The organism is Luteimonas sp. KH_071 (assembly GCF_057838005.1).
In genome coordinates, this window is record NZ_CM174458.1 from 1,158,382 (window position 1) to 1,175,913 (window position 17,532).

13 protein-coding genes and 1 tRNA gene are annotated in these 17,532 nt (G+C 65.6%); all 14 read left to right on the plus strand.

The window, feature by feature from the left end:
* Position 1 precedes the first annotated feature (1 nt).
* Complete coding sequence (locus AC3IRM_RS05370; RefSeq protein ID WP_489205207.1) at positions 2–643, plus strand: NADH-quinone oxidoreductase subunit J; 642 nt, start codon at positions 2–4, stop codon at positions 641–643.
* The gene (gene nuoK, locus AC3IRM_RS05375) at positions 640–966 is read left to right on the plus strand and encodes an NADH-quinone oxidoreductase subunit NuoK (protein WP_055247260.1); all 327 of its coding nucleotides are present in this window, start codon (positions 640–642) and stop codon (positions 964–966) included. The genes AC3IRM_RS05370 and nuoK overlap by 4 nt, the downstream gene beginning before the upstream one ends.
* A 7-nt stretch (positions 967–973) precedes the next feature.
* On the plus strand, positions 974–3,127 hold the full coding sequence (gene nuoL / locus AC3IRM_RS05380; protein ID WP_489205208.1) for an NADH-quinone oxidoreductase subunit L: 2,154 nt from the start codon (positions 974–976) through the stop codon (positions 3,125–3,127).
* 13 nt (positions 3,128–3,140) lie between these two features.
* Complete coding sequence (locus AC3IRM_RS05385) at positions 3,141–4,655, plus strand: NADH-quinone oxidoreductase subunit M (protein WP_489205209.1); 1,515 nt, start codon at positions 3,141–3,143, stop codon at positions 4,653–4,655.
* A 16-nt stretch (positions 4,656–4,671) separates the two neighbouring features.
* Positions 4,672–6,135 carry an NADH-quinone oxidoreductase subunit NuoN gene (gene nuoN / locus AC3IRM_RS05390; protein ID WP_489205847.1) on the plus strand — a complete coding sequence of 488 codons (1,464 nt, stop codon included), beginning with the start codon at positions 4,672–4,674 and terminating at the stop codon, positions 6,133–6,135.
* A 146-nt stretch (positions 6,136–6,281) separates the two neighbouring features.
* Positions 6,282–6,358 (plus strand) — tRNA-Met (locus AC3IRM_RS05395).
* A gap of 233 nt (positions 6,359–6,591) precedes the next feature.
* Positions 6,592–7,218: a ribosome maturation factor RimP gene (gene rimP / locus AC3IRM_RS05400; RefSeq protein ID WP_489205210.1), complete on the plus strand. Its 627-nt coding sequence runs from the start codon at positions 6,592–6,594 to the stop codon at positions 7,216–7,218.
* A gap of 8 nt (positions 7,219–7,226) precedes the next feature.
* A complete protein-coding gene (nusA, locus tag AC3IRM_RS05405) occupies positions 7,227–8,738 on the plus strand; it encodes a transcription termination factor NusA (protein WP_310236333.1) in 1,512 nt (503 codons plus the stop codon).
* A gap of 154 nt (positions 8,739–8,892) precedes the next feature.
* A complete protein-coding gene (infB, locus tag AC3IRM_RS05410; RefSeq protein WP_489205212.1) occupies positions 8,893–11,502 on the plus strand; it encodes a translation initiation factor IF-2 in 2,610 nt (869 codons plus the stop codon).
* Between the two features lie 125 nt (positions 11,503–11,627).
* A complete protein-coding gene (rbfA, locus tag AC3IRM_RS05415) occupies positions 11,628–11,987 on the plus strand; it encodes a 30S ribosome-binding factor RbfA (protein ID WP_489205213.1) in 360 nt (119 codons plus the stop codon).
* The gene (truB, locus tag AC3IRM_RS05420; RefSeq protein ID WP_489205214.1) at positions 11,959–13,008 is read left to right on the plus strand and encodes a tRNA pseudouridine(55) synthase TruB; all 1,050 of its coding nucleotides are present in this window, start codon (positions 11,959–11,961) and stop codon (positions 13,006–13,008) included. Before rbfA ends, truB begins: the two co-directional genes overlap by 29 nt.
* A 154-nt stretch (positions 13,009–13,162) precedes the next feature.
* Complete coding sequence (rpsO, locus tag AC3IRM_RS05425) at positions 13,163–13,429, plus strand: 30S ribosomal protein S15 (RefSeq protein ID WP_055247276.1); 267 nt, start codon at positions 13,163–13,165, stop codon at positions 13,427–13,429.
* A gap of 120 nt (positions 13,430–13,549) precedes the next feature.
* On the plus strand, positions 13,550–15,658 hold the full coding sequence (gene pnp, locus AC3IRM_RS05430; protein WP_489205215.1) for a polyribonucleotide nucleotidyltransferase: 2,109 nt from the start codon (positions 13,550–13,552) through the stop codon (positions 15,656–15,658).
* A gap of 393 nt (positions 15,659–16,051) precedes the next feature.
* Positions 16,052–17,467, plus strand: coding sequence for a C4-dicarboxylate transporter DctA (gene dctA, locus AC3IRM_RS05435; RefSeq protein WP_489205216.1), 1,416 nt, complete (start codon positions 16,052–16,054; stop codon positions 17,465–17,467).
* Positions 17,468–17,532 lie beyond the last annotated feature (65 nt).

Consider the following 17,532-nt stretch of genomic DNA (forward strand, 5'->3'; position numbering starts at 1 on the left):
CATGAATTTCGACCTGATTGCATTCCTCGTCTTCGCCGCGATCACCGTGATGTCCGCGGTGGCGGTGATCAGTGCCCGCAACCCGGTGCACGCGGCGCTGTTCCTGGTGCTGACGTTCTTCTCCACCGCCTGCACCTGGCTGCTGGTCGGCGCCGAGTTCCTCGGCCTCGCGCTGGTGCTGGTCTACGTCGGCGCGGTGATGGTGCTGTTCCTGTTCGTGGTAATGATGCTCGACGTGGACGTTGCGCCGATGCGCGAAGGCTACGTGCGCTATCTGCCCGTCGGCCTGATCGTCGCGGTGGTGATGCTGGTCGAGATCGTCACCCTGATCGGCGTGCGCGCGAAGATGGCGCCGTTCGCCGCCGATGCGGTCGACGAGGCGGGCGTGTCGAACACGGTGTGGATCGCACGCCGGCTGTTCACCGACTTCCTGCTGCCGTTCGAAGTGGCGGCGGTCATCCTGACCGTTGCGGTCATCGCCGCGGTGATGCTGACCCTGCGCCGCCGTCCGGGCACCAAGCACCAGAACCCGAGCGAGCAGGCTCGCGTGCAGGCGAAAGACCGCATGCGCGTGGTCAAGATGGACGCGGTGCGTCCGGTCGTCGAGCCGACGCCGGGCGACGGCGAGGGAGAAGCGAAATGACCGAGCTGTTCGGAACCGGCCTCGCGCTGGGCCACTACCTCTCGCTGGGCGCGGTGCTGTTCTGCATCAGCGTCGCCGGCATCTTCCTCAACCGGAAGAACGTGATCATCCTGCTGATGTCGATCGAGCTGATGCTGCTCGCGGTCAACATCAACTTCATCGCGTTCTCGCGCGAGTTCGGCGACGCCGCCGGGCAGATCTTCGTGTTCTTCATCCTCACCGTGGCCGCGGCCGAGGCCGCGATCGGTCTCGCGATCCTGGTCACGCTGTTCCGCAACCGGCGCACGATCAATGTCGCCGAACTCGACACGCTGAAGGGCTGATCCGGGCATGGAGTACACAATTTCCCAGACCACCCTGATCGCGATCGTTCTGGCGCCGTTGCTGGGCTCGATCATCGCGGGCCTGTTCGGCCGCCAGGTCGGCCGCGCCGGTGCGCATTCGGTCACCATCGCCAGCGTCGCGATCAGCTGCGCGCTGTCGATCTACACGCTGTGGCAGCTGATGCAGGGCGCGCCGACGTTCAACGAGAACGTCTACACGTTCTTCGAGGTCGGCAACTATTCGGCGCACGTCGGCTTCCTGATCGACAACCTCACCGCGATGATGATGGTCGTGGTGACGTTCGTGTCGCTGCTGGTGCACGTCTACACCATCGGCTACATGTCCGAGGATCCGGGTTACCAGCGCTTCTTCAGCTACATCTCGCTGTTCACCTTCTCGATGCTGATGCTGGTGATGGGCAACAACTTCCTGCAGCTGTTCTTCGGCTGGGAAGCGGTGGGCCTGGTGTCGTACCTGCTGATCGGTTTCTGGTTCAAGAAGCCGACCGCGGTGTTCGCCAACATGAAGGCGTTCCTGGTCAACCGTGTCGGTGACTTCGGCTTTCTGCTGGGTATCGCCGGCGTGCTGTACTGGTTCGGCAGCCTCGACTACGCGACCGTGTTCGCTGCGGCCGATTCCACCATCGGTGGCGGCCAGACGATCGAAGTGATCACCGGCTTCGAGTGGTCGGTCGCGACCCTGGTCTGCATCTGTCTCTTCATCGGCGCGATGGGCAAGTCGGCCCAGGTGCCGCTGCACGTGTGGCTGCCCGACTCGATGGAAGGCCCGACCCCGATCTCGGCACTGATCCACGCCGCGACGATGGTCACCGCCGGCATCTTCATGGTGGCGCGCATGTCGCCGCTGTTCGAGCTGTCGGAAACCGCGCTGCAGTTCATTCTCTTCATCGGTGCGACCACGGCCTTTTTCACCGGCCTGATCGGCATCGTGCAGAACGACATCAAGCGCGTCGTCGCGTATTCGACGCTGTCGCAGCTGGGTTACATGACCGTCGCGCTCGGCGTGTCGGCGTACTCTGCCGCGGTGTTCCACCTGATGACGCATGCCTTCTTCAAGGCGCTGCTGTTTCTGGCCGCCGGTTCGGTGATCATCGGCATGCACCACGAGCAGGACATGCGCAAGATGGGCGGCCTGCGCAAGTACATGCCGATCACGTTCTGGACCAGCGTCATCGGCACGCTGGCCCTGGTGGGTACGCCGTTCTTCAGCGGCTTCTATTCGAAGGACACGATCATCGAGGCGGCCAAGCACGCCAGCGACGGTGGCGGCTGGGTGTTCCAGTACGCGTACTGGTCGGTGCTGCTGGGCGCCTTCGTGACCTCGTTCTACAGTTTCCGCCTGCTGTACATGACGTACTTCGGCAAGGAGCGTTTCCGCGACGCGCATGCGTCCGACGCGCACGCCGCGCATGACGCGCACGGGCAGGAAACCCACCACGAGCCGCTGCACGACGATGGCCACGGTCACGCGGTCGCCGCGACCGCTCACGACGACCACGCGCACGACGCCCATGGCCACCACGGCGTGCACGAGCCGCACGAGTCGCCGTGGGTGGTGACCCTGCCACTGATCCTGCTGGCGATCCCGTCGATCCTGATCGGCTATTTCACCGCGGGCCCGATGCTGTTCGGCACCGACTGGACCGGCCATCACGAAGTGCGCGGCTTCTTCGACGGCGTGATCCACGTGCTGGCGTCCAACGACGTGCTGGCTGCGTTGAAGGAAGCGCTGTGGCACGGTCCGGCGGCGTTCGCGCTGCACGGCTTCATGGCGCCGGCGTTCTGGTTGGTCGTCGCGGGCTTCGTGCTGGCGACCGTCATGTACTGGTGGAAGCCCGAGCTGGCGGCGAAGGCCGCGCACGTGTTCCGCCTGCCCATCCGCGTGCTCGAGAACAAGTACGGCATGGACGACCTGTGGATCGGCGGTTTCGCCGGCGGCGGTGTCGGCCTGGGCAAGCTCTCGCGCATCTTCGACACCAAGGTCATCGACGGCTTCTTCGTGAACGGTCCGGCGCGCGTCGTCGGCCTGGTCTCGGGCGTCGTCCGCCGGCTGCAGTCCGGTGCTCTCTACCACTACGCTTTCGCGATGATCGTCGGCCTGATCGTGCTTCTGGCCATCCTCATCAAGTACTGGCGCTGACGGAATACGATACGTGTCGAACTGGCCTCTTCTCAGTCTTCTGATCTGGCTGCCGATTCTCGGCGGTGCGTGCGTGCTCGCCCTGGGCGAACGCCGCCCCGACGCGGCGCGCTGGGTATCGCTGGCGTTCGCGCTGCTCGTCTTCGTCCTCAGCATTCCGCTGTTCACCGGCTTCGACTACGCCAATGCGGGTCTGCAGTTCCTCGAGCGGCGCGAGTGGATTCCGGCGCTGGACATCGAGTACCACCTCGGCGCGGACGGCATCTCGGTCGCACTGATCATCCTGACCACGTTGACCACCGCGCTGGTGCTGATCGGTGCGTGGGGCTCGGTGACCAAACGCGTGTCGCAGTATTTCGCCTCGATGCTGATCCTCGAAGGCATGATGGTCGGCGTGTTCTGCGCCGTCGACGCGATGCTGTTCTACGTGTTCTTCGAAGCCATGCTGATCCCGATGTTCATCATCATCGGTGTCTGGGGCGGCGCGAACCGCGTGTACGCATCGGTGAAGTTCTTCCTGTACACGTTCCTCGGCTCGGTCTTCATGCTGGTCGCGCTGATCTACCTGTATCTGCAGGCCGGCAGCTGGCAGCTGCCCGACCTGTACGCACTGCGCCTGTCGTCGACCGAGCAGATGTGGATCTTCTTCGCGTTCCTCGCCGCGTTCGCGGTGAAGGTGCCGATGTTCCCGGTGCACACCTGGTTGCCGGACGCGCACGTCGAGGCGCCGACCGGTGGCTCCGTGATCCTGGCGGCAATCATGCTGAAGATCGGTGGCTACGGCTTCCTGCGCTTCAACCTGCCGATCACGCCCGACGCCGGCCACGAGTGGGCATGGCTCGTCATCGGTCTGTCGCTGATCGCGATCGTCTACGTGGGTCTGGTGGCGCTGGTCCAGCAGGACATGAAGAAGCTGGTCGCGTACTCGTCCGTGTCGCACATGGGCTTCGTGACCCTGGGTGTGTTCATCGCGTTCGCGCTGATGCGCGACGTGCCGGACGGTTCCGACGCCGCGCGTCTCGGCCTGCAGGGCGCGATGGTGCAGATGGTCTCGCACGGCTTCATCTCCGGCGCGATGTTCTCCTGCATCGGCATCCTCTACGACCGCATGCACACCCGGAACATCAAGGATTACGGCGGTGTCGCCAATGTGATGCCATGGTTCGCCGCGTTCTACGTGCTGTTCGCGATGGCGAACTCCGGCCTGCCGGGCACCTCGGGCTTCGTCGGCGAGTTCATGGTCATCCTGGCCGCGTTCCAGAGCCATCCGCTGATCGCGTTTTTCGCGGCGATGACGCTGATCATCGGTGCGGCCTACACCCTGTGGCTGGTCAAGCGCGTGCTCTACGGCGAAGTGTCGAACGCGCACGTCGCGGCGCTCAAGGACATCAACGCCCGCGAGGCGCTGGTGCTCGGCGTATTCGCCGCCGGCACGCTGCTGATCGGCGTGTATCCCAAGCCGCTGACCGATCTGATGGAGCCGTCCATCGCGCAACTGGCGAACCTGATCGCCGTAAGCAAGCTCTAAGGACACCGTTGCGATGATTTCTGCCCCGATGACGCCTCCCATCCGCACGCTGGCCGAGCTGGGCCCGATCGTGCCCGAGCTCGTGATCGTGCTGGGTGCGTTCGCCCTGCTGATGCTCGACCTGTTCATCGACCCGCGCCGCCGGATCATCACCCATGTGCTGGCTGTCGCGACGATGTTGGCTGCGGCCGCGCTGATCGTCTTCGGCGTCGGTGGTCACGGCAGCATCCTCGCGGACATGTTCGTGCGCGACGGCGGGGCCGATGTGCTGAAGGTCGCCGGTCTCGTGGTCGGCGCCGTGGCACTGGGCTACGCCTGGACCTGGTTGCGCGAGCGCGATCTGTACCAGGGCGAGATCCCGGTGCTGTTCCTGTTCACCACGGCCGGCATGATGCTGCTGGTGTCGGCCAACAACCTGACGATGGTCTACGTCGGTCTGGAACTGCTGGCGCTCTGCTCCTACGCACTCGTGGCCTGCGACCGCGACAGCAAGCTCGCGTCGGAAGCGGCGATGAAGTACTTCGTCCTCGGCGCGCTGGCGTCGGGCATGCTGCTGTTCGGCATGTCGCTGATCTACGGGGCCACCGGCACGCTGTCGCTGCCTGCGATCAACGACGCGATCGGTGGACTGTCGGGCGACGGCCGCGTGCTGATGCTCACCGGCATGGTGTTCCTGATCGTGGGCATCGCGTTCAAGTTCGGCGCCGCGCCGTTCCACATGTGGCTGCCCGACACCTACCACGGCGCACCGACGCCGATCGTCGCTTTCATCAGCTCGGTGCCGAAGATCGCCGCGTTCGGCATGGCCTGGCGCCTGCTCGAAACCGCGCTCGGCCCGCTGCACGACCAGGTGCAGATCCTGCTGTCGATCCTCGCCGCGCTGTCGCTGGTGGTCGGCAACCTGTTCGCGCTGGCGCAGACCAACCTCAAGCGCATGCTCGCCTACTCGACGATCTCGCACGTGGGCTTCCTGTTTCTCGGCCTCGCCGGTGGCGGGCAGGTGGGCTACGCCTCGGCGATGTTCTACGTCGTCAGCTACGCCGTGATGTCGGCGGCCGCGTTCGGCGCGATCGTCATGCTGTCGCGCAACGGTTTCGAAGCCGAGCAGATCAACGACTACAAGGGTCTGAACCAGCGCAGCCCGTGGATGGCCGGCATGGTGTTGTGCATCATGGCTTCGCTCGCCGGCGTGCCGCCGTTCCTCGGCTTCTGGGCCAAGCTGGCCGTGCTGCAGGGCGCCCTGCAGGGCGATCTGCTGTGGCTGGCCATCGTCGGCATCGTGTTCGCGGTCATCGGCGCGTTCTACTACCTGCGCGTGATCAAGGTCATGTACTTCGATGCCCCCGAGGCCGCCCCGATGGCCCAGCGCCCGGGTACGCCGATGCGCCTGGTGTTCGCACTGAACGTGCTGGCGCTGCTGGTCGTCGTGCCGTTCTTCAGTCCGTTGATGGCGTGGTGCCAGCAGGCATTCGCCGCCTGACCGGATCCTCTGGTAATACGCGCGTCATCTGGTTAAGATGCGCGCCCGGTCGCTGCAACATGGCAATCGGGAGAAGTTCGAGGGACGCGGAATCGCTCGAAACTTCTTGCAATATCGAAGAGAAATCTTCATAATTCCGCTTCTGATGCGGGGTGGAGCAGTCTGGCAGCTCGTCGGGCTCATAACCCGAAGGTCGCAGGTTCAAATCCTGCCCCCGCTACCACATTCAACGCAGTAAAGAAGGCGCGCCTCCGGGTGCATCCGACGCGAAGAATCTGGGCTTTGCCGAAGCAACTGCTTCGCTTCGGCGCCGACATCCAGTGGTATCGGACAAGGGGCCCATCGGGCCCTTTGTCGTTTTCCGCGATCGGAAAGCCACAGGCGCCTGGGGCAACGCGGTGCGTTTGCAGGCAGCGACGATCGTGCGATACCGGATACGCAACGGACGAGGGATCAGTGGCGGACAAGGCGACACAACTGACGGAACTGCTGGCACCGACGGTCGAGGCCCTCGGGCTCGAACTGCTGGGCATCGAATACCTGACGGCGCCGGGTGGCGCGCTCGTGCGCATCTACATCGATGTGCCGGCAAGCGCGGAAGCCGGCCAGGCCGATCCAGAAGGCGAAGGCGGGCAGGGCGTGACGATCGAGCACTGCGAGGCGGTCAGCCGCGAAGTGTCGGCGCAGCTCGACGTCGAGGATCCGATCACCGGCAACTACACCCTCGAGGTGTCGTCGCCCGGGATCGATCGTCCGTTGTTCAACGTCGCGCAGTTCGCGCAGTGCCAGGGCGAGACCGCGAAGGTCGGCCTGAAGCTGCCGCAGGACGGGCGCCGCCGCCTGACCGGTCGCATCACTGCGGTCGAAGGTGACACCGTGACGTTCGATGTCGACGGCACTGCGCTCACCGTGCAGGCCGACAACATCGAAAAAGCCCGCGTGGTGCCCGACTGGGCTGCGCTGGGTCTCGCCGCGTCGAAGGACAAGAAGGACAACGGCCGCGCCACCGGCGCGACCCGCAAGGCCAACCACACACCACGTGACAACAAGCGGTCGGCGGATCCGTCGACCGGTGCGGAGTGAATGAAAAGATGAGCAAGGAACTGTTGCTGGTCGTCGACGCGGTCGCGAGCGAGAAGGGCGTCCCGGAATCGGTGATTCTCGAGGCCATCGAAGCTGCGCTGGCGACTGCCGCCAAGAAGCGCTACATGGACCAGGACGTGCTGACGCGCGTCGCGATCGATTCGAAGGACGGAAGCTACGAGACCTTCCGCCGATGGGAAGTGGTGGCCGACGATGTCGTCATGGAATCGCCCGACCGCCAGCTGCGTCTGATGGACGCGATCGACGAGGCCGAAGGCGTCGAGGTCGGCGACTACATCGAAGAGCAGATCGAGAATGTCGACTTCGGTCGCATCGCCGCCCAGGCCGCGAAGCAGGTCATCGTGCAGCGCGTGCGCGAGGCCGAGCGCCAGCAGGTCGTCGATGCGTGGAAGGATCGCGTCGGCGAGCTGGTGACCGGCGTGGTCAAGCGCGTCGAGCGCGGCAACGTCTACGTCGATCTCGGCGGCAACGCCGAAGCGCTGATCCAGAAGGACAAGGCGATTCCGCGCGATGTCGTGCGCGCCGGTGACCGCGTCCGCGGTTATCTGTACGACGTGCGCAGCGAGCCCCGTGGCCCGCAGCTGTTCATCAGCCGCGCCGCGCCTGAATTCATGATGGAGCTGTTCAAGCTCGAAGTGCCGGAAGTCGGCCAGGGCCTGGTCGAGATCAAGGCCTGCGCACGCGATCCGGGCGACCGCGCCAAGATCGCCGTGCTGGCCTACGACACCCGCACCGATCCCATCGGCGCCTGCATCGGCATGCGCGGTTCGCGCGTGCAGGCGGTGTCGAACGAGTTGAACGGTGAGCGCGTCGACATCGTGCTGTGGTCGGACAACCCGGCACAGTTCGTCATCAACGCGATGGCGCCGGCGGAAGTGCAGTCCATCGTCGTCGACGAAGACAAGCACTCGATGGATCTGGCGGTCGCCGAAGACAAGCTCGCCCAGGCGATCGGCAAGGGCGGCCAGAACGTGCGCCTCGCCAGCCGCCTGTCGGGCTGGCAGCTCAATGTGATGACCCAGGACCAGGTCACCGCGAAGTCGGATGCCGAGCAGGCATCGGCGCGCGCCCTGTTCCAGGAGAAGCTGGAGGTCGACGAGGAAATCGCCGGCATCCTGGTCGCCGAGGGCTTCAGTACGGTCGAGGAAATCGCCTACGTGCCGGTCGGCGAGCTGCTGGCGGTCGAGGGCTTCGACGAAGACATCGTCGAGGAACTGCGCGGACGCGCTCGCGACTCGCTGCTCAACGACGCGCTCGCGGTCGAAGAGGGCGTCGACGAGAATGCACCTGCGGACGATCTGCTCGCGCTGGACGGCATGGACGAGGCGACGGCGTACGCGCTGGCCGCCCACGGCATCCGCACCAGTGAAGACCTGTCGGACCTGGGCGCGGATGAAGTGGTCGAGTTCGGCATCGAGGACCTCGACGAGGCCCGCGCCGCCGCGCTGATCCTCGCCGCCCGTGCCGAAGAGATCGCGCGGCTGGAAAGGGAAGGCTGACGGGTCGCGCCGGGCCGGTGCCCTGCACCGGCCTAGAACGCGGCCGCCAGCCACGGATGACGATCCCGTTCGGAACGAATCCCATGCAGCGGTAGAATGACAAATCCACTGCGCCCCGCAATTCGCGGCGGCGCGCAAGGAACCGGAATCACGAATGTCGCAACAAACCACCATCCGCAAGCTGGCCGCACTGGTGAATACGCCGGTCGAGAAACTGCTTGAACAGCTGTCCGAAGCGGGCATGCCGTTCAGCGATCCCGACCAGAGCGTGACCAGTGCCGAGAAGCTCAAGCTGCTCGGTTTCCTCAAGCGCGCACACGGCAAGGGCGATGCCCCGGCCGAGGAAGTCGCTGCGCCGAAGAAGATCACGCTCAGCCGCAGCCGCAAGCAGGAACTGACGGTCGGTGGCGGCAAGAACCGCCAGACGGTCGATGTCGTCGTGCGCAAGAAGGTCACGCTGAGCCCCAACGCGGGTGGCGCGATCGATCCGGACGCCGAGCGCGCCGAGATCCTGCGCAAGCTCGAAGAGTCGCGTGCGAAGAACCTGTCCGAACAGCAGCGTCTGGCCGAGGACGACAAGCGTCGCGCCGACGAGGCCGAAGCGCGCAAGCGCGAAGCGGAAGCCGAGGCCGAACGTCTGCGCCAGGTCGCAGCGGCCGCTGCCGCCGCGCCGCCGGAAGAAGCCGAAGCGACGCGTCGTCCGCCGGCTGCGCATGGTCACGGCCACAAGCCGCCTGCGCCGCCGCGTGCGGACGATCGCAACGCGCCCGCCGGTGCCAAGCACAAGGGCAACCGTGGTTCGCACGCGATGGTCAGTGGCGTCGAGGACGACGACAAGACCGCGCGTTTCGCCGGCCAGTTGCACCTGAGCGCCTCCGATCGCGCCCGTCGCAGCACCAGCAACACGCGCGGCAAGCCGCAGCGCGGTGGTCCGCAGCGTCGCGGCAATGCGCCGTCGCGCAGTGGTGGTGGCCCGCACGGCTTCGAACGTCCGACCGCGCCGATGCAGCGCGAAGTCGCGATCGGCGAAGCGATCACCGTGGCCGACCTCGCGCAGAAGCTCGCGATGAAGGGCGGCGACGTGGTCAAGGCGCTGTTCAAGATGGGCGTCATGGCGACCATCACCCAGTCGATCGACCACGACACCGCGGCGCTCGCCGTCGAAGAGCTCGGCCACATTCCGGTGCGCGCCGACGCAGACGACGCCGAGAGCGAGCTGATCGCACACGTGGGCGAAGCGCAGGGCGACCAGGTCGCGCGTCCGCCGGTCGTCACGATCATGGGTCACGTCGATCACGGCAAGACGTCGCTGCTGGATTACATCCGTCGCACCAAGATCGCCTCGGGCGAAGCGGGTGGCATCACCCAGCACATCGGCGCCTACCACGTCGAAACCGACAAGGGCGTCATCAGCTTCCTCGACACCCCGGGCCATGCGGCCTTCACCTCGATGCGCGCACGTGGCGCCAAGCTCACCGACATCGTGATCCTGGTGGTCGCGGCCGACGACGGCGTCATGCCGCAGACGGTCGAGGCGATCAAGCACGCGAAGGCGGCGAAGGTGCCGCTGATCGTGGCGATCAACAAGATCGACAAGACCGGCGCCGATCCGTCTCGGGTCAAGAACGAACTGCTCGAGCACGAGATCGTGGCCGAGGACTTCGGCGGCGACACGCAGATGGTGGAGCTGTCGGCCAAGACCGGTGACGGTGTCGACGATCTGCTCGATGCGATCTCGCTGCAGTCGGAGATCCTCGAACTGCGCGCCGTGGCCGAAGGCCGCGCGAGCGGTACGGTCATCGAATCCTCGCTCGACAAGGGCCGCGGTCCGGTCGCGACGGTGCTGGTGCAGAACGGTCTGCTGGCCCGTGGCGACTACCTCGTCTGCGGCGTGCAATACGGCCGCGTGCGTGCGCTGTTCGACGAGACCGGCACCCAGGTCCCGACGGCGGGTCCGTCGATCCCAGTGCAGGTGCTGGGTCTGTCGGGCGTGCCGGATGCAGGCGACGATTTCGTCGTCGTCGCCGACGAGCGCCTGGCCAAGGAAGTCGCCCAGCAGCGTGACAGCAAGCGTCGCGAGACGCGTCTGGTGCAGGCCGCGGGCAACCGCATGGAAGACATCATGGCGCAGATGGGCCAGGCCGAGCAGCAGCTGTCGCTCAACCTGGTCATCAAGGCCGACGTGCAGGGTTCGGTCGAAGCGCTCAAGCAGTCGCTGGTCGCGCTGTCGAACGACCAGATCCGCATCAACGTCATCGTCTCGGGCGTCGGCGGCATCACCGAGTCGGACGCCAATTCGGCGGCCGCGGCCAAGGCCACGATCATCGGTTTCAACGTCCGCGCCGATGCATCCGCGCGCAAGGTGATCGAGAACAGCGCGCTGGATCTGCGCTACTTCTCGGTGATCTACGACGTGATCGACCAGGTCAAGCAGGTCGCTTCGGGCATCCTCGGCATGGAGATCCGCGAGGAGATCATCGGTACCGCCGAAGTGCGTGACGTGTTCCGCAGCTCCAAGTTCGGTGCGGTCGCGGGCTCGATGGTCATCGAGGGTGTGGTCAAGCGCAGCAAGCCGATCCGCGTGCTGCGCGACAACACGGTCATCTTCGAGGGCGAGCTGGAATCGCTGCGCCGCTTCAAGGAAAACGTCGACGAAGTGCGCAACGGCACCGAGTGCGGTATCGGCGTCAAGGCCTACAACGACGTCAAGCCGGGCGACCAGATCGAGTGCTTCGAGCGTATCGAGGTCCAGCGCACCCTGTAAGGGCGCGCCGGATGCAATGCCGGCGGCCGGGCTCCGTAGACACGGACCCGGCCGTCGTCGTCTCGGGCGGTATCACCCGGACCGCTTCAAACTTTTTCCGTCCCATCGCAACAGGTGTTCCATCCGTGCCCACGAAATCCTTCCACCGTACCGATCGCGTCTCCGCCCAGCTTCGTCGCGAGCTCGGAACGCTCGTGCGCGAGGCGGTCGCCGAACACGGGTTGCCGTCGGTCAGCGTGTCCGATGTCGAGGTCACGCGTGACATGGCGCACGCCAAGGTCTTCGTGACCGCACTGCAGTCCGAGCGCGCCGACGAAGCAATGAAGGGTCTGAAGGCGGTCGCGTACGAAATTCGTTTCCGCCTCGCGCGCGCGGTCAAGTTGCGCCATGTGCCGGAGCTGCATTTCCATTACGACGATTCGGTCGATCGTGGCGAGCGTATCGACAACCTGCTGCGTGATGTCGGCGAATCCTCCGCCGACTGACGCCGACGCCTCGTCTGCGACGCCGCCGCGCCCGCGCGGCAAACGTCGGCAGCCGGATCGTCCGCGCACGCAGTTCCGCAAGCTCGACGGCATCCTGCTGCTCGACAAGCCGCGTGGCATGAGTTCGAACCAGGCGCTGCAACGCGTGCGCCACTTGTTCCGTGCCGAGAAGGGTGGCCATACCGGCAGCCTCGATCCGCTGGCGACCGGCCTGCTGCCGGTCTGTTTCGGTGAAGCGACCAAGATCGCCGGCGGACTGCTCGGCGCGCGCAAGGCCTACACCACCGTCGCCAGGCTGGGGCAGGTCACCGATACCGACGATGCCGACGGCGAGATCCTGCGCGAGCGCCCGGTGCCGGCGTTGACCATCGAGACCCTCGATGCCGCTCTCGGCCAGCTGCTCGGGCGTATCCAGCAGCGTCCGCCGATCTACTCCGCACTCAAGCGCGGCGGCGAGCCGCTGTACGCCAAGGCGCGCCGCGGCGAGACGGTCGAAGTCGATGCCCGACCCGTGGACGTCCATGTCTTCGAGCTGCAGTCGGCGGCCGACCTGCTCGACGGCGTGCTCGAACCCGGCGGTATGCCGCAGCTGCGCCTGCATGTCGAATGTGGCTCGGGCACCTACGTGCGCAGCCTGGTCCGCGATCTGGGTGAGCTGCTGGGCTGCGGCGCGCACGTCGCCGAACTGCGCCGGTTGTGGGTCGATCCCTTCCGCGATCCGCGCATGTGGACGCTGGAAGACCTGCAGGCGCTGGCCGCGCGCGGCGAATCCCAACTCGACGCCTGCCTGCTGGAGATCGAGGCCGGTATGCTGGCGTGGCCGAAGGTCCATGTCGACGCCCGCCAGGCGGCGCGGCTGCAGAACGGGCAGGAGGTGCCGGGCCCGTACGCGCCGGTCGGTGAGGTCGCGATCATCGGGCCTGCCGGACGCGCCGAAGGCCTGGGGCAGGTGATCGACGACGGGCGCCTGAAACCGCAACGCATGTTCCGCCGCGCCGACGGAAACGCCACCGGGGCCTGAATGGCCGCCTTGTCCGGCCGTCCGCCCAGCGGTACAATTCGGCCGCCTTTTTCAAGGCACACTGCAGCACCCATCCACAGGCGGTCCGGGCGGTACGCGACGGTCACACGACACGTCGCCGTCTTCTGCGGGACCCGCGTCCAGAGAGCATGAAATGACCAGCACCATCGACAACGGCAAGATCATCGAAGAACACAAGCGCGGCGACAACGACACCGGCTCACCGGAAGTCCAGGTCGCCCTGCTGACCGCACGCATCGTGCATCTGACCGAGCACTTCAAGACGCACAAGAAGGACCACCACAGCCGCCGCGGCCTGCTGATGATGGTCAACCGTCGTCGCAGCCTGCTGGACTATCTGCACCGGAAGGATGCGGATCGCTACAAGGCCCTGATCGAGAAGCTCGGTCTGCGTCGCTAAACCCGATACCCACCGCGGCGCAGAAATGCGCCGCGGTTCTTTTTAGGGCGTGGGCAGCGTCCGCCCGGACGGGGCATGGGTCCCGGTCGGTTCATCGCAAGAGACATCAAGGAATTCAACGTGGCGAAAGTGACAAAGAGCTTCCAGTTCGGCAACCACACGGTGACGCTCGAGACCGGCGAGATCGCGCGCCAGGCCGGCGGCGCCGTCATGGTGTCGTGCGAAGGCACCCAGGTGCTGGTCACCGCGGTCGCCAACAAGACCGCACGCGAAGGGCAGGATTTCTTCCCGCTGACCGTCGACTACCAGGAGAAGTTCTACGCCGGCGGCCGTATCCCGGGTGGCTTCTTCAAGCGTGAAGGTCGCGCCACCGAGAAGGAAACGCTGACGTCGCGCCTGATCGACCGTCCGATCCGTCCGCTGTTCCCGGATGGCTTCCGCAACGAAGTCCAGATCATCGCCACCGTGATGTCGATGAACCCCGAGATCGACGGCGACATCCTCGCCCTGATCGGCGCCTCGGCTGCACTGTCGCTTTCGGGCGCGCCGTTCGACGGCCCGATCGGTGCTGCCAAGGTCGGTTACAAGGACGGCCAGTACCTGCTGAACCCGACCGTGTCGGAGCTGAAGGATTCGGACCTCGAGCTCGTCGTCGCCGGTACCGCGAACGCCGTGCTGATGGTGGAGTCGGAAGCCAAGGAACTGTCGGAAGACGTGATGCTCGGCGCCGTGATGTTCGGCCACCAGCAGATGCAGGTCGCGATCAACACGATCAACGCGCTCGTCAGTGAGGCCGGCAAGCCGAAGTGGGAATGGTCGGCGCCTGCCGCTAACGAAGGCCTGATCTCGGCCATCCGCAGCGCCGTCGGCGAGCAGCTCGCCAGTGCGTTCCAGGTGCGTGACAAGCTCGAGCGCAAGGACGCGATCTCCAAGGTCAAGAAGGCGATCCTCGAAGCCGTGCAGCCGCACGCCGAAGCCAATGCCTGGTCGAACAGCGAGCTGTCGAAGGAATTCGGCGAGCAGGAATACCAGACGATGCGCGACTCGGTCCTCAAGACCAAGGTCCGCATCGACGGTCGCGCGCTCGACACCGTGCGTCCGATCAGCTCGAAGGTCAGCATCCTCCCGCGCGTGCACGGCTCCTCGCTGTTCACCCGCGGTGAGACGCAGGCGATCGTCGCCGTGACCCTCGGCACCGCGCGCGATGGCCAGATCATCGACGCCGTCGCCGGCGAGTACAAAGAGCACTTCCTGTTCCACTACAACTTCCCCCCGTACTCGGTGGGCGAAGCCGGTCGCATGATGGGTCCGAAGCGCCGCGAGATCGGCCACGGCCGTCTGGCCAAGCGCGGCGTGCTCGCCGTGATGCCGACGATGGAAGAATTCCCGTACACCATCCGCGTCGTGTCGGAGATCACCGAGTCGAACGGTTCCTCGTCGATGGCGTCGGTCTGCGGCTCCTCGCTGGCGCTGATGGACGCGGGCGTGCCGATCAAGGCACCGGTCGCGGGCATCGCGATGGGTCTGGTCAAGGAAGGCGACGACTACGTCGTGCTGTCGGACATCCTGGGTGACGAAGATCACCTCGGCGACATGGACTTCAAGGTCGCCGGCACCACGAACGGCATCTCGGCGCTGCAGATGGACATCAAGATCCAGGGCATCACCGAAGAGATCATGAAGGTCGCGCTGGCCCAGGCGAAGCAGGGCCGTCTGCACATCCTCCAGGAGATGAGCAGCGCGCTGACCACGGCCCGTACCGAACTCAGTGAGTTCGCGCCGCGCCTGATCACGATCAAGATCCACCCCGACAAGATCCGCGAAGTCATCGGCAAGGGCGGTTCGGTCATCCAGGCGATCACCAAGGAGACCGGCACCCAGATCGACATCCAGGACGACGGCACGATCACGATCGCGTCGGTCAACGGTGCCGCCGGTCAGGCCGCGAAGGAACGCATCGAGCAGATCACGTCGGACGTCGAGCCCGGCCGCATCTACGAGGGCAAGGTCGTCAAGCTGATGGACTTCGGCGCGTTCGTGACGATCTCCCCCGGCAAGGACGGTCTGGTCCACGTGTCGCAGATCTCCAACGAGCGTGTCGAGAAGGTCGGCGACGTGCTCAAGGAAGGCGACGTGGTCAAGGTCAAGGTGCTGGAAGTCGACAAGCAGGGCCGCATCCGACTGTCGATGAAGGCCGTCGCCGAAGGCGAAGGCACGCCGGCCGAGTAATCGCCAGCGTTCCATGTTTCATGAAAACGGGCCGCGCAAGCGGCCCGTTTTCGTTGAGGCATCCGGTCGGTCCGGCCGCGCGCTTCGCAGTCGGGTGGCCCAGACCGAGCGACAGTTGGATGCGTAAGGTGGAGCGAAGCACACGGCGCTTCGCTTGGCGCCGACGCGACAATGGAATGCCTTCGCCTCACCCGACCGACGGATGCCCTCCGCAGCTCCGCTGGACGGACCGCAGTTCCGCAGACGCATGTCCGGAACTGCTGAAATCAGGCCGGATCCCTGCAGATCCCCGCAAAAGAAGCGCCTTCGATGCCGATACCGCAAGAACCTGACTGCGCCATCTAGTCCCATGGTGTGAGTTTGCAATCGGTGTTCATCTGGCAGGCTTGCGGCATGCAGACCGATACCCACACCCCGAACGCCGTCAAAGCCCCGACACCCGGGCCCGCGCCGAAGCGCAAGAAATTGTGGCACCACCTGTACTTCTGGGTGCTGGTGGGCATCGCCGCGGGCATCACCATCGGTCTGGCCGCACCTGAAGTCGGCGCGCAGATGAAATGGCTGGCCGACCTCTTCATCAAGCTGGTCAAGGTGGTCATCGCGCCGACCATCTTCGCGACCGTCGCCGTGGGTATCGCCGGACTCGGCAATCTCGCCAAGGCCGGCGGCCTGGCGCTCAAGACCGTCCTCTACTTCAACATCACCACCGTGTTCGCACTGGGCATCGGCCTGGTCGTGATCAACCTGCTGGGGCCTGGCCGCATGCTCGGTCTGGATCTGGCGACCTTCGACGCCTCCGCAGCCCAGGGCACGCTCAGCAGCGCGGGCGCCGCTGCTGGCGAGGGGCTGACAGGCTTCCTGTTGCATCTCGTGCCCAGTTCGTTCTTCGGTGCATTCGTCGAAGGCCAGCTGATCCAGGTGCTGGTGATGGCGATTCTCGTCGCCTGCGCGATCACGATGCTCGGCGAGCGCGGCAAGCCTGCGGTCGCGGCGCTCGATACCATTGCCCAGGTGATGTTCGGCGTCATCAAGATCGTCATGTGGTTCGCGCCGCTGGGCGCGATGGGCGGCATGGCGTTCACCATCGGCGAATACGGCAGCGCGATCCTCGGCTCGCTCGGCTACTTCATGGTCAGCTTCTGGATGACCTGCCTGCTGTTCCTGTTCCTGGTGCTGGGACCGATCTGCTGGTGGTCGGGTTTCAGCATCTTCAAGTACATCCGCATGATCCGCGACGAGCTGTTGATCGTGCTGGGCACTTCGTCGTCGGAGACGGTGCTGCCGCGCATGCTGGCGAAACTCGAAGCCGCCGGCGTGCCGAAGTCGGTCGTCGGCCTGACGATTCCCACCGGCTATTCGTTCAACCTGGACGGCACCGCGATCTACATGACGATGGGCGCGATCTTCATCGCCCAGGCGTTCGGCATCGAGGTGCCGATCGGCACGCAGATCGCGTTGCTGGTCTTCATGCTGATTTCCTCGAATGGTGCGGCCGGCGTGTCCGGCGCGGGCCTGGTGACGCTGGCGGCTTCGCTGGCGGCGTTCGAGAGCGTGATCCCGCTGGCGGGCATCGCACTGATCGTCGGCATCGACCGCTTCATGTCGGAAGGTCGTGCACTGACCAATCTCACCGGCAATGGCATCGGCACGCTCGTGGTGGCGCGCTGGACGGGCCAGCTTGATCGCGAGCGCCTGAAGGAGGTGCTCGACAATCCCTCGCTGGTCGACCCCGACCGTCTGCAGGCGGAAAAGAACGCCGCAGCGGCCGCAGCCGCCGAGTCCCCGGTCGATGCTCTGCCGGTCAAGTAACCCCGTTGGCCGTCCTGCAGCACGCGTTGCGTTGGACGGATCGATGCAGCCGTTGCGTACGCAAC

What these genes read in the sequence shown, in the direction of transcription:
- rpsO (WP_055247276.1), top strand. Translation starts at nt 13,163, where the DNA reads ATGACCAGCACCATCGACAACGGCAAGATCATCGAAGAACACAAGCGC.
- nuoL (WP_489205208.1), top strand. Translation starts at nt 974, where the DNA reads ATGGAGTACACAATTTCCCAGACCACCCTGATCGCGATCGTTCTGGCG.
- nusA (WP_310236333.1), top strand. Translation starts at nt 7,227, where the DNA reads ATGAGCAAGGAACTGTTGCTGGTCGTCGACGCGGTCGCGAGCGAGAAG.
- infB (WP_489205212.1), top strand. Translation starts at nt 8,893, where the DNA reads ATGTCGCAACAAACCACCATCCGCAAGCTGGCCGCACTGGTGAATACG.
- AC3IRM_RS05370 (WP_489205207.1), top strand. Translation starts at nt 2, where the DNA reads ATGAATTTCGACCTGATTGCATTCCTCGTCTTCGCCGCGATCACCGTG.
- nuoK (WP_055247260.1), top strand. Translation starts at nt 640, where the DNA reads ATGACCGAGCTGTTCGGAACCGGCCTCGCGCTGGGCCACTACCTCTCG.
- dctA (WP_489205216.1), top strand. Translation starts at nt 16,052, where the DNA reads ATGCAGACCGATACCCACACCCCGAACGCCGTCAAAGCCCCGACACCC.